This window comes from Enterococcus sp. 9E7_DIV0242 (genome assembly GCF_002140975.2).
Lineage (GTDB): Bacteria > Bacillota > Bacilli > Lactobacillales > Enterococcaceae > Enterococcus_L > Enterococcus_L clewellii.
This window is the reverse complement of record NZ_CP147247.1, coordinates 347056-358961: the sequence shown is the minus strand read 5'-3', so window position 1 is coordinate 358961 and position 11906 is coordinate 347056. Positions and strand designations below refer to the sequence as shown.

General features: G+C 39.3%; 14 protein-coding genes and 1 pseudogene. 3 read left to right on the top strand and 12 right to left on the bottom strand.

The features are described from left to right. The first annotated feature begins 19 nt into the window (after positions 1-19). The gene (locus tag A5888_RS01805) at positions 20-553 is read left to right on the top strand and encodes a helix-turn-helix domain-containing protein (protein ID WP_086351178.1); all 534 of its coding nucleotides are present in this window, start codon (positions 20-22) and stop codon (positions 551-553) included. A 19-nt stretch (positions 554-572) separates the two neighbouring features. Here the strand turns inward: A5888_RS01805 and istB are convergent, their stop codons facing one another. Beyond that, the gene (gene istB / locus A5888_RS01800) at positions 573-1304 is read right to left on the bottom strand and encodes an IS21-like element helper ATPase IstB (protein WP_086347227.1); all 732 of its coding nucleotides are present in this window, start codon (positions 1302-1304) and stop codon (positions 573-575) included. Continuing rightward, positions 1301-2755: an IS21 family transposase gene (gene istA / locus A5888_RS01795; RefSeq protein ID WP_086348506.1), complete on the bottom strand. Its 1455-nt coding sequence runs from the start codon at positions 2753-2755 to the stop codon at positions 1301-1303. Before istA ends, istB begins: the two co-directional genes overlap by 4 nt. Before the next feature lie 182 nt (positions 2756-2937). On the opposite strand from istA, the pseudogene A5888_RS21460 reads away from it, so the two are divergent. Then, positions 2938-3057 (top strand): annotated as a pseudogene (locus A5888_RS21460) (DUF5680 domain-containing protein); the annotation flags it as partial. A gap of 123 nt (positions 3058-3180) precedes the next feature. Here the strand turns inward: A5888_RS21460 and A5888_RS01790 are convergent. The 5 genes from A5888_RS01790 to A5888_RS01770 form a co-directional block, all read right to left on the bottom strand. Next, positions 3181-3441, bottom strand: coding sequence for a hypothetical protein (locus A5888_RS01790; protein ID WP_086347558.1), 261 nt, complete (start codon positions 3439-3441; stop codon positions 3181-3183). Between the two features lie 124 nt (positions 3442-3565). Next, positions 3566-4417: a leucine-rich repeat domain-containing protein gene (locus A5888_RS01785; protein WP_339101871.1), complete on the bottom strand. Its 852-nt coding sequence runs from the start codon at positions 4415-4417 to the stop codon at positions 3566-3568. A 42-nt stretch (positions 4418-4459) separates the two neighbouring features. Further along, positions 4460-5065: a hypothetical protein gene (locus tag A5888_RS01780; RefSeq protein WP_086347555.1), complete on the bottom strand. Its 606-nt coding sequence runs from the start codon at positions 5063-5065 to the stop codon at positions 4460-4462. Positions 5066-5155: 90 nt separating this feature from the next. Then, complete coding sequence (locus A5888_RS01775) at positions 5156-5443, bottom strand: HD domain-containing protein (RefSeq protein WP_086347554.1); 288 nt, start codon at positions 5441-5443, stop codon at positions 5156-5158. Next, positions 5437-6240 carry a phosphotransferase enzyme family protein gene (locus tag A5888_RS01770; RefSeq protein WP_086347553.1) on the bottom strand — a complete coding sequence of 268 codons (804 nt, stop codon included), beginning with the start codon at positions 6238-6240 and terminating at the stop codon, positions 5437-5439. Before A5888_RS01770 ends, A5888_RS01775 begins: the two co-directional genes overlap by 7 nt. A 437-nt stretch (positions 6241-6677) precedes the next feature. Between A5888_RS01770 and A5888_RS01765 the strand changes: the two genes are divergently transcribed. Then, complete coding sequence (locus A5888_RS01765; RefSeq protein WP_086347552.1) at positions 6678-7079, top strand: organic hydroperoxide resistance protein; 402 nt, start codon at positions 6678-6680, stop codon at positions 7077-7079. A 288-nt stretch (positions 7080-7367) separates the two neighbouring features. On the opposite strand, the gene A5888_RS01760 is transcribed toward A5888_RS01765, so the two are convergent. The 5 genes from A5888_RS01760 to A5888_RS01740 form a co-directional block, all read right to left on the bottom strand. Continuing rightward, positions 7368-7952: a DUF1349 domain-containing protein gene (locus A5888_RS01760; protein WP_086347551.1), complete on the bottom strand. Its 585-nt coding sequence runs from the start codon at positions 7950-7952 to the stop codon at positions 7368-7370. After that, positions 7939-9141 (bottom strand): MFS transporter, encoded by a 1203-nt coding sequence (locus A5888_RS01755; RefSeq protein WP_086347550.1) that lies wholly within the window; start codon positions 9139-9141, stop codon positions 7939-7941. The genes A5888_RS01760 and A5888_RS01755 overlap by 14 nt, the downstream gene beginning before the upstream one ends. Beyond that, positions 9138-10112 carry an ROK family transcriptional regulator gene (locus A5888_RS01750; protein ID WP_086347549.1) on the bottom strand — a complete coding sequence of 325 codons (975 nt, stop codon included), beginning with the start codon at positions 10110-10112 and terminating at the stop codon, positions 9138-9140. Before A5888_RS01750 ends, A5888_RS01755 begins: the two co-directional genes overlap by 4 nt. A 189-nt stretch (positions 10113-10301) precedes the next feature. Further along, positions 10302-10730 carry a cupin domain-containing protein gene (locus A5888_RS01745; RefSeq protein ID WP_086347548.1) on the bottom strand — a complete coding sequence of 143 codons (429 nt, stop codon included), beginning with the start codon at positions 10728-10730 and terminating at the stop codon, positions 10302-10304. Between the two features lie 348 nt (positions 10731-11078). Next, entirely contained in the window at positions 11079-11855 is a 777-nt protein-coding gene (locus tag A5888_RS01740) for a DUF4097 family beta strand repeat-containing protein (RefSeq protein WP_086347547.1), read from the bottom strand. Positions 11856-11906 lie beyond the last annotated feature (51 nt).

Genomic DNA, 11906 nt, shown 5'->3' with positions numbered 1-11906 from the left:
ATTCCAGAGGTGATAACTAATGATTTTTTCGGAAAAGCTTCAATTAATAAGAAAAAGTAGAGGACTAACACAAGAGGAACTGGCAGAAAATCTACACGTATCAAGACAGGCCGTAGCTAAATGGGAAAGTGGCCAGACCTATCCGGACATCAATAACTTAATCGCTGTCAGTACGATCTTTGGATTAACTGTTGATTATCTTGTAAAAGACAATGAGTGTGAAAAGGAGTTAAAGTTATTGGATAAAGGCTCCGAAGCTGCGTTAATTGACTTCTTGGTTCAAGCTAAAAAGCAAACCTATGCAGCGAAAAAAGGGAAAGTGGCTTCTTCTCGCCCTATGTCTCAAGACTATCTCTATGATTCCGACGACTATTTATACATTGATACTTACTTGGGAAATTCAGCATTTTCGGGGGAAGAAGCTGTTTGGTATAAGTCACAACCAATTTACTCAATGAATTACCAAGGCAGAGTCTTAAGTGAATCCTTCAGTAGTGACTTTCTGAAAGCTGCACTACTGTTAAACGCAACTGAAAAAGGGGCCACTGGATGATTCAAAAAGGGGCCAAAAATTAGTTTAGCCATTTCTTTGTATCTTCTACACGAAAAGATGGACCACTGAGATCCAACACATGAGCCCGATGGGCCAAACGGTCCACCATTGCTGCTGTAAGCATTGGATCTTTAAAGGTTTCTTCCCAGCGATCGAAGGACAGGTTCGTCGTGATGATCATCGAGCCGGCAGTCGTTCGATTCGAGAGAAGATTAAAGAGAATCTCGCTTCCTATTTGATCAAATGACACATAACCTAATTCATCTAGAATAACTAAGTCGTATTTGCCAAACCGGCGCTTATAAAAATTCAACTGGTTCGCACTCATGGATTCTTTTAGTTCGATGACCAAGTTAGGGATATTCGTAAAGAGGACACTTTTTCCGGAAAGACAGGCTTCCATTCCGAGAACAGTTGCTAAATGGGTTTTCCCAACGCCAGGATTGCCCATTAAAATAAGATTCTCTTTTTGATCGATGAATCGTAATGTTTTCAACTCTTTGATTTGTTTCTTCATTTTCACTTCTAAATGACTGTCCATGTAGTCATCGAACGTCACTTTACTTGGCAATTTTGATTGACGAATCAGTGTTTGAATCCGATTGTTTTGCCGCTGTTCAATCTCTAACGTAAGCAGCTGTGTAAGAAACTCCTCAAAATTTTGATCCAGGTCGATCGCTTGCTGGAGTAAAGTGGAATAGTTTTTCTTCAGATAAGGTAATTTTAATTGCTTGGCATATGCTTCGATCATTTATTGGCCGCCTTTCTCACTTGGTGGATCAGATTATATTCCTGCAGTTGGTTTCTCGCTTCATTTACCGCTCGACTAGGTGGTGTTTTAGAGACCTTATGGTCTTTCAACGCTTCTTCTTCTAACTGGATGATCAATTGATCCAAAGAGATACTTAAATGATTTTCAATAAATTGAAGAAATCTACGCGGGGTCTTTTGATAATACTGAAGAAAACAATGCCGCAACTTAGGTGTCTTCTTCAAAACAAGCGAGTGTTCCAATGACTTAGGCTTCCGTAAAAAAGTCGTTAAATAATGACGAATATCGATCGAGTATTGCTTTTCTCCCTTCTGAATAAGGTGTGTCGCGATAATCTGGCTGGAACCGACAATTTTCAGTTCATTGAGATAACGTTTCACGATGACTTTCTGACCAACCAGATAATCTGGAACGGAATAGTAGTTGCCATTCACATGGACAAAACTATATTTATCTACGGTTTGCTTTGTAGTGATACCGTAGTCATAAAATCCTCGGAGCGGCTGTAATTGTGCCTGTTCCACAGCGATCGTCGAGTCTAAGTTTAATTCAAGTATAGCTTGATCTAAATGTTTTTGGGCATGTCCAATCGATTCAAACTCATACTGTTTTGTGAACGCTTTTCGGCGTAAAACCTGCACACTTTTCTCTACGTGTCCCTTTTCATGGCCGCTGAAGGGATTGGTCACCACTGGCTCAAAGCGATAATAAAGAGCCATTTTCACTAACTCGTCATTGAGTTCCTTCTCATGTCGGCCGACAAAGCGTTTCACTACGTTTCGCATATTGTCATAAACAACCGTAGAGTAAACACCCTGAAGCTGTTCAAAGAAACAAATATGGGCATCCAAGAAAACCTGTTGGTTGGCAGATTCATAGAGCTTTCCCCAGCGGTAACCAGAAGCTGGGCAAGAGAATACCGCGATCGTCAATGTTCTCTTTTGTTGGTTGATCAGACATTTTACTTCACCAAAATCAAACTCGGTTCGATAACCCAATGGGTAAAGCTGCTTGATATACGCCTCTTTTTTTGCTTGAAGTTTTTCTCGAATATATGGACGTAATGTACTCTGTCCAATATCAAACCCTTCTGATACCAACATTTCGTGAATCGCTACAGTGGTCAATCGTTGTTTATGAGGACCAAGCTGTTTGGCTTTTAATTGATCAAATGCGAGAATTTCTTCGACCCGTTGGTCGATTTCAGGTGTATATTTTCTAGGTTGCCTATTCTCTGTTTGATAAGTTGGTGGAGCCGTTAACTGCTCTTTTTTTATCGGATTGGCAGGATCTTGTTCCAATGATCGTTGTGCTGCTTGATACTGCCGCCAGTAACGACCAACAGTTTTTCGATTGAGACCCAGTTCTTTCGCAACAGAACGTTGAGAACGGCCACCTTCCAGCAGACGAATGATTGTTAATTTATCCATAAAAGTTATCACTCCAAGACCTCCAATAAGTAAATTGATTCTTTACTTATTGTGAGTTAGTAGTGGTCCCTTTTTCAACCATCGTTTCTATGAAAAGTGGCCCCTTTTTAAACTAGCATAAACAACTACTCTCCGTTTCCGCCAAATTTCCATATAGAGGGCCCACTTTTTACCAAAACGGCGACTATTTGTATAACTGCAAAGTAACTGGATCGATAGATTGGTTTCAAGGATACGAAGAAATTTTATACCGAAGCGAAGCAGTGTACGAATGCTTTTTTCACGGGGGAACACTGAAATAAGAACAACCGCGTTCAGGCATTGTGTTTCAGCGCAAGACGGAGTTGTAACACGAGCAAGTAACAACCCTTTTGACCAAAATAAGCGTTAGGGCAGAATAACTACTTCTGTCCTAACGCTTATTTTTATTGGCTCAATCGGTTCCATAAGTTCCGATTCATATGTGTCGTGCTAAACGAAAATTCATAACAGCTGTCAGATTCCACAAAGGTTAATTGAACATTCGTATCATTACAAGCAACAGCAATCTTATCCAGCGGAACAATCAGACTTTCCTGGAACTCTTCCTTAACAGGGATCAAATAAAGATTGCGGTTTGAAAAAGAAAAATGAACAGCCACTTTTCGTTGAACAGATCCCTCAATTGATTTTAGCGCTCCAGACACATGCATCTCCTCCTTTGTTGTATGAAATACATAACAACAATAAGTATACACCTTCGAGCCCACTTTAAGTCAATTAATACGCTGTAAAAAGTAACTGTTTTCTCCTAATCAACGCATCTCCCTCTTACATATAAACAATACATCCTCTGCTTTTCAGCTCATTTAACCAATTAGGCTTTACAAGCTTATGATTCCAACGTAGATCAAGACGTTTCAGCTGATGCAACTCCATCAGCTCTATTGGTAAGCTTTGTAATTCATTACTTCTTAAATCGAGCTCAATCAATCCCTTCGCTTGTCCAATAGATTTTGGCAGCTCAGTCAACGCATTCTGTCTCAGATTGAGCCTTTGTAGATTTTTTAATACAGAAAAATCAAGCGAAATGTCAGCAATTTGATTTGCCTCAACGTCAAGTACACGCAATTTATGCCACTGAAGTCTATCAAAACGAAGATATTGCAGTTGATTGTTTCGTAAATGAAGCTCTCTTAATTCGATCGTCTCGCTCAGCGATTCCGGAAGCTCTTTAAGGCAGTTGTTCATAGTTCTCAATTCAAGTAGATTTTTCAACGTACCGATGCTAGTTGGTACTTTTTCTAGTTGATTGTCACTCAAGTTTAGATATTCAATCTTATTGGTTTTATCAAACAGATCAGGAATTTCTTTTAGCTGATTATTATGTAGATACACATACTCTTTCAGCTCAGATAACGAAAAGAAGCTTTCCGGCAGTTCTTCAATTTGATTGTGCCCAAAATCTACGGACCGTAGCTTACTTAATAGAGCGATTTCACTTGGAATCGTCGTAATCTGATTTGCTGAGATGTTTAACTCATGTAAATTTGTCATTTTAAAAACGGACTGTGGAATTTGTTGAAACTTATTATTATAGATATTACAAACAGTCACCTCTAGTGGTTCATAGGCCTGTACAGGTAACTGTTCTAAATTCATCGACATATAGACTATTTCCATATTTGCTCCCCCATTCTTATTCTTAGTACATGTAATGACTAACTAATTATTGCGATACTTAAAATAGATGCCCTTATTGCCATCCACCAATGTAGCTTCAATTATTCTTTTAGCTTCTACGGAACACTCAGATACTCTAACATATCTCTCTTGATTAAGTACCAATGGATCTACATACCTCACTTTTTTCCGTTGAAAGCCGTCATAAGGCCCATTTTCGTCAACCCGCTCAAAAATAATCGGGGTAGTGAGCAGCGTCAAGAAATCAACAATTTCAGGATCACTGATTGCTTGTATTTTTTCCCAAACCTCCGTATCCGTTTGCATCAAATCGAATAGAGTAATTTCGCCAGCCTCTATAGCGTAAGAAAGTACTTTCCCAACAATTTCATGGCTAAATACATTCAATGGATCATAGAAAAAATCAATCACGATTTTCCGATACTGGCGGACAAACCATTCTCCTGAATGCAGATCACGTAAACAGACTTTTCCTTCGTTGACAACAAGTTGACTGATAAACGCATGGATTTCCTCAAGCGCAACATCAAAGTAACGATGAACTTCTCTCAAGGTGTAATCGATCCGATCTGCACATAAATCCGGTACCGATTGTTCCAACAGAAACCATTTCGAATCATCCAACAATAATTGCGTATACTCATATCCGTGCTTTGAAAGAATACTTGGGATCGAGCTTCCTTGAAGCCATTCTGCTTTGATTTCTTCGTGGAAATCCTACTTCTCCTTTTTCAGAACAAAATCAATTAAATGGGAAAAGGCTGTATGTGAGATATCATGAAGAAGCCCGGCGATTTGTTCCTCCAACGACCCGCCAAGACGACGAATCAACAACATAACACCCACCGAGTGCTCATAACGGGTTTCATTCCATGCCGGGTTGACCAGACAAGCAGCTCCTGCCATATGAACATCCTTCAACCGCTGTACCTCGTCACTCTCCAATAAGTCGACCAGAACATCCTCAAGTAAGTAACTTCCATACAACTCATCCTGAATCAACATCTGTTGTCCTCCTCTATCAAAACAGAAGGATCGTTCATTATCCGAAGCATCTTTGCCTTCATCTCACTAATATATATGCGATCAATCCTATATTTATCAAGATGTCCCTCTTCGATATTCCTTCTAAAGTCACTATTTCCCTTTTCTGCTTCCCTCTTCATAAATGCAATCAACTGATCCAATCTTTTTACCATTGCAGCAGGCAGCTGCTCTTTTTCAGAAGCCTCAAGTCCATACGCATCAATAAACAATCGAAAGCGCCTCCAAGTATTCTGAGCTTTTTCAGTACTTTGGTTTCCATCATAGAAGGGAACCCAACGATAAACAGCATACGCAATGTCCTCTATGCGACTTCCTGGATGCAATGTATCAAAATCAAACATTCCCACTGCTTTCCCGTCATTAACAGTCACATTGTATGGAGCAAAATCCCCATGACACATTACTTCCGGCTTTTCTGTTACAGCTAGCATCCATTCCTCTGTACCTGTCAGTCGATCCACATAATCTGATCCAGCCTCATGAAAATCACGAAGCAGTTGTGCAGCTGAAACAATCAATTCATCTGTGAAAAACGATGCCGGTAATGGCTCGTTGTATACCTTTCCTGGCATAAAAGAAACGACTTCTTCCTGCTCCATCAAACTTATAGGTGTTGGAACAAACGCTATTTTTTTGTTTTTCAGGTAATGCAAGAATGTGTGAACATTCTTTGTCCAACGATTTGTAGGCCGTACTACTGTATCTGCCTGCTTAAAGATTTTATCTGCTCGTCCACCAAAAAGTGTCTTCTTCATCTGCTTCCCCTCCCAAATTAAGGTGCAACTGACTCACATAATGGTAAAATAAAGGGCGCACCTAGCGAACCATTTATCTTGATGAATCAAAAATGTTGGTCACCATACTCCCTCTAATAGTATCCTATTTTCCAACGATAAGAAAGCGTGTATCATTTTTTGAACCATAATCCTTCTACCTTTAAGAAAGCATAGTCAAGGAACCTTAAAGCAAGCTAGATAAGTTATAAAATAATAGTTAGTCCTGTTCTGCTAACTCAAATTTTAATGCTAAAGACGAAACACCCATACTCGTGTACTGATGATTACAATCGTTATTTTATATTCAGTTTTTGTTGATCCATCTAATTTTCACGTACATATTACAAGTCAAATTGATTGAATGAAAGCTATTTAAGCAATAGAATAGAGGTAAGGAATAGGACGGAGGAATTTAGATGAAGAAAATGTACGAAACAGCTATGACAAACCACGGTGGACGAGACGGTTATGTAGAAGCTCCTAATGGAACTATGCACATGAAAATCACACCACCGGGACTTCATGCGGAAGGTACCAACCCAGAACAATTATTTGCCGCTGGATATGCTTCTTGCTTCAACGGTGCCTTGCAACATGTTTTAAAGGAAGGGAATATTGAAGCAGAAACAACAGTAAAAGCTCGTGTTTCACTTTATACAACGGATGATGGGGGCTATCAAATCGGTGTAGTCATGGATGTTCATATTGAAGGACTTGATGAAGCTACCGCGAAAGACTATTTAGTAAAAGCACATGACTTTTGCCCATATTCTAAAGCAACACGCGGAAATATCGATGTAGAACTTGCGCTTGTATAAAATAACTTTGATGTATCAGATAATTTAAAACAGCTAAAATTAAGGTGTTTAGTTTCAAGTTTTTATAGACTTTAGACTGTGACAAAATGATTATATAAGAAAAGAAAAAGCCGAAATTCACCAAAAATGCTTCATGATTTTTGGTGAATTTCGGCTTTTTAGCAAAAAAACTGTTTCTATATCTTTATTCTTCTCAACCTTCGGAGAGAGTGTTGCCTTGTCCGTTACTCTCTTTAGATGCATAGTTCGCTAGGAATTTGATAAATGGTTCAGGCTTTTCTCTATGATTTACTCCCCTCGTCTCATATCAGTCAATGGTTCATTTACCAAAAAGATATTTTGGAACAAGGGACTGCCACCATCACCTAAAGGAGATTGGGCCAAGAAACCAACCTTGATTTCTTCATTACATGGTAGAGAGAAATAGCGCACCATGCGAAATACCTTTCCATCAAGAGAATAGTGCATGGAAAACAACTGTCCCTTTCTCGAAATTTGCAGCCAAACATTGTCACTTACCAATGACTGTCCGTTGGCATCATCAGAAGCTTTATCAGTGATCACACTAACAACAGCATTCACGCCCATATCTGTATATTCAAAACATAATTTTCCCCAAAGTGACGCACGATCATAAATCAGTAAGCCGCAAGCATCATATATTTCCTTAAATTGAGGCGTGACTTTCGCACGAATGGTAAAATCGCCACTGATTGTTGTATACAAAAAAGGCGCATTCAACGAGCTTTCTCCTGTTTCCGGATGAATAAAGTAATCTGATTTTTTTGTTGCCTCCATTTGGAGCTCGTTCTCCTTAACGACACAAGAAGATTCCGTTAACCAGTCAAATAGTCGTTTGTCAATAATTGTCATTTTTTCCCCTCTTTTCCTTATTTTCTGTTATTTTTTCAATTCTGATCGTAGCAACTAATAGTATCACCCCAAAGGTCATTAGCATTGGTGGGAAAATCGCCATAGAAAAGGTTTCACCCAGCAATCCCAGCAAGAAGGGCAGTCCTGCAGTTCCTATATAAGCTAAACCAATTTGTACGCCCATCACCTGACCGGAATGAGTGACACCGAATCGGGTTGGTGTCTCATGAAGCATTGTTGGGAAAATAGCGGCACTGCCTAAGCCGGTCAATGCAAACCCAATAATTCCCAAGCTTCCTTCAAATAAGAAAATGAGGAACACACCAACTAGCAATAGCACCTCACTCATGTATAGAATAAATCGGTTAGAAAATCGAAAGGTCAAAAATCCAGAGACCATTCGGCCGATCGTCAAGCTTGCGTAAAAGGCAGAAACGATGAATCCGGCGTGGCCAACGGTGGTTCCTTTCACCAGAATAAGATAACTGCTGCCCCACAAGCCCATCGATGCCTCGATACCTACATAAAAGATGAACGACAGCACAGAGTACCATACCCCTGGAATGCGTAAGGTCTCTCGAATACTCATTCCTGCTGCCTCATTTGATTGCTTTGCTTTGGCTGTTTTAGAAGGCATTCTCCAAAGCGGCAAACTAAACAACAATACGATGACTACAATAAGTTGGAGTCCTCCTAATAAGAAATAGCCGGATCTCCAGCTCCATTGCCTCAGGAGAACGGTCCCCATGATCATAGGACCCAACGTTGCCCCAATGCCCCAAAAACCATGTAGCCAATTCATGTGATGAGCTTTAAAGTGCAAAGCAACATAATCATTCAACGCTGTATCGATCGCTCCAGCACCTAGCCCAAGAGGAATGGCAAACAGTACGAAAAAGAGATATTGTTGCGTTACTCCAAACCCCAAAAGACCGACAGCCGTCAGCAACACACTGAAAATCACTAAACGAGCTGTGCCAAATCTTTGAACCAATGCAACGGTCTTCAAACTGGAAATAACAGTACAAATCGCGACGACCATCGCAATCAGCCCCGCTGCTCCTGAGGACACATGAAACTCATCATACATCACCGGCCAAGCAGTGCCTAATACTGAATCAGGGAGACCTAAACTGATAAAGGTCAAGTAAATCACTAGTAAAAAAAGAGTTATTTTTTTCTTACTCATGCTTCCGTCCATCCCTTCTCCATAAAATTATTTACAGCTTGACGATAAGCTCCGGATAATCGATCTCCTTCTGCTTCTTTCGTCAGCACAATCTGTTGCTCTGACCAAATCCGTTTATTGACCTCTTCACTCACCATTTCGATTGCTTTTTCAGATAATCGACATTCAGAAATAATGATCATCTGCGGACTGAGCAGCAAAGAAACCAGCTCAAGGACATAGCGAATGACGGCTTCCCTTTGGTTGTCATCAGAAGTTCTTAACCATTCATCGATCACATGGCCCTCGTAGTTTAACAACCCGATTTCTCCTGCAAAGGCTTGATAACCGGTATAAAGCTTGCGATCAATGATGATCCCTGTCCCTACGCAGTCGCCAAAGGATAGATAGACAAGGTGCTCAACAGCTGGATATTTCTGTAGCTGACCAAATGCACATAAATTTAAATCATTAATGACTTCAACAGAAATAGTCTCGCTCACTTGACTCAGAAAATCGAAATGATACGTCTTCTTTTCATCCAAATTTTCTCCATAGAGAAATCCCTGTTCAACTGGTATTCCAGGCACAGCAATCTCTATCAATTCAATTTGAGAAAACTGATCCAATAACGCAATGATTACTGCTTCTATCTGTTCTGTCCGAAGAACTTGTTCCACTAATTTTTTTCCAGATAAGGACTGAACAATTACTGTCGATTTTGCAAAACCGAAATCGATAAATAGAAAGGGCGCATAAGAACTGGATAAGGCATATTTTTCAGCCGGTCTCCCGCCAATCGATTCGGGTTCTCCCATAGTACAGACTGCCTCTTTATCCATTAATGCCTGCAACTGAGTTCGCACTGTCGTGATACTCATCCCGGTTTTTTCAGAAATTTCCGCCTTTGTAGCATTTGAACAGGATAAAAGAAACTCAATAAGTAATCGCTCATTATACTTTTTCATGTTTTTTGGTTGTACACTTTTCAACTTCTCACCCCTTATGAAAGATTCTTTTATAAGTTTGTTTCATAAGTATACCATAAATGAAAAATGAAACAAGAAGTTTCTATTTCTTTGCTACCGCAAGGATTTGATGATGAACAGCTAGATTTCATAAACCTGTACTGCTTCTTCCACAAACTACTTCTTGTTCGATTTTCCCTCTACTCTTTCGCTTTACTCTTCTCTTTTTTTCAGCAAATCTTGAATTTGGTTTTCTGTATACACACATTTGTCTTGCTTGATGATTTCCTGCTTATTCGTGCCATCCGGAACAAAACGAAAGACAAGAAACTCCGCATCTGCCTCTCCACTGTTCACCAAACGATGGACACTGTTTTTTACTCGAACAACATCCCCTGGTTTAACACACACTGAGGACATGGAATGGTTCTCGATTGTTTCAACATGAAACACACCGTTTGTGCAAACGATGACTTCCTCGACAACAGTATGAGTATGCCACTCTTGAATAACACCTACGGTAAGAACATTTTTATGTATTTCAAACTCTGGATAAAGAAAATAATTGACCTCTGTTCCTTCATCCTTTTTTACAAAAATAGACTCCTGTAATTTTCGTATATCTAATGAATCATTCGCCATTTATGTTCCTCCGTTCTTTTCTATTCGATCACTGTGACCGATAATCATTATTTCTCTAAAATCAATCGTCTTACGGAATAAAGCGTCTTTCCTTCATAAACATAATCGGTACAACAGCTAAACCAGCCCTCCAAACTTTTCATTAGGAACAGCCTATCTTCAGCTCGACTCAGACTAGTCAAAGTTCTCTCATACTCTTGTTCCGCTATTAGAATGATAAATCCTATCACTCTACCCTCTCATTTTAACAAAACCCCTTTTCTTTTTGAAGACAAACCGAAAAGAGCTGTGATAATTTCTGCTACCACAGCTCTAAGAATAAACCTATTTTAAGATGTATGTTCCTGACTAGTCTTCATTGAAGTCAACATCGATCGCTCCATTTGTCGTTTTCAATTTTAGCTGTTTGCTTCCCGATTTCGTATTTCCTAAGCTATTCTTACCATTTGTTGTTTGTGAATCGATCGCAAAGTCTTTTTGATTCCCATCAATGGTTCCGCTGATTTTCCCATTGGTCGTCTCAGCTTTAAGAGAATTGTTGATCATAAGATCATTAAACAATATCTTGGCATTCGTAGTATCAATAGTCACATCTTTCGCTTTGACATTTTCGAGCTCTACTTTGCCGTTGGTTGTTGCCAGCTTCAACAGCTTATCCACTTGACTATCTTGTACCTCGAGCTTTCCATTTGTTGTTTTCAAGTTTGTCTCTTCAATTGCAATGTTCTCTAAAAGAATTTTACCGTTTTCAGTTTTGACCATCAAATTATCTAATTGATTTTCCGGAACTTCAACAGTCATTTCTATATTCTCAGTGTTCCAATTAAAGATAGAAAAAATATTCCAGCCGGAAGAACGATTGTTTTTTTTCATTGAAACCTTGTTGCTCTTTTCATTAAATGTATAGGTTTCATTTTTTCTTTCATAGTAATTAATCGATATTGGTTGATCACTCGAAACCCCAACCACATTGATCTTCATATTATCATCAGCAATTTCCAATATTTGAATATTGCCATCATTTTCATAGTGCTTTTCTTCATAAGAAGAGCCCCCAAGAGATTGACATCCTGCCAATAAAAAACATGTACCTAACCCTACTGCTATTAATCCTACTTTTTTCATTTTCTTTATCCCCTAACTATTTTCATTTATACATTGAGTATATATCAGTAT

Bases quoted from the DNA above. Each gene is read 5' to 3' on its own strand.
- A5888_RS01785 (WP_339101871.1), bottom strand. From the start codon at position 4,417: ATGGAAATAGTCTATATGTCGATGAATTTAGAACAGTTACCTGTACAG.
- A5888_RS01760 (WP_086347551.1), bottom strand. From the start codon at position 7,952: ATGACAATTATTGACAAACGACTATTTGACTGGTTAACGGAATCTTCT.
- A5888_RS01755 (WP_086347550.1), bottom strand. From the start codon at position 9,141: ATGAGTAAGAAAAAAATAACTCTTTTTTTACTAGTGATTTACTTGACC.
- istA (WP_086348506.1), bottom strand. From the start codon at position 2,755: ATGGATAAATTAACAATCATTCGTCTGCTGGAAGGTGGCCGTTCTCAA.
- A5888_RS01765 (WP_086347552.1), top strand. From the start codon at position 6,678: ATGAAGAAAATGTACGAAACAGCTATGACAAACCACGGTGGACGAGAC.
- A5888_RS01775 (WP_086347554.1), bottom strand. From the start codon at position 5,443: ATGTTGATTCAGGATGAGTTGTATGGAAGTTACTTACTTGAGGATGTT.
- A5888_RS01745 (WP_086347548.1), bottom strand. From the start codon at position 10,730: ATGGCGAATGATTCATTAGATATACGAAAATTACAGGAGTCTATTTTT.
- A5888_RS01805 (WP_086351178.1), top strand. From the start codon at position 20: ATGATTTTTTCGGAAAAGCTTCAATTAATAAGAAAAAGTAGAGGACTA.
- A5888_RS01740 (WP_086347547.1), bottom strand. From the start codon at position 11,855: ATGAAAAAAGTAGGATTAATAGCAGTAGGGTTAGGTACATGTTTTTTA.
- A5888_RS01770 (WP_086347553.1), bottom strand. From the start codon at position 6,240: ATGAAGAAGACACTTTTTGGTGGACGAGCAGATAAAATCTTTAAGCAG.
- istB (WP_086347227.1), bottom strand. From the start codon at position 1,304: ATGATCGAAGCATATGCCAAGCAATTAAAATTACCTTATCTGAAGAAA.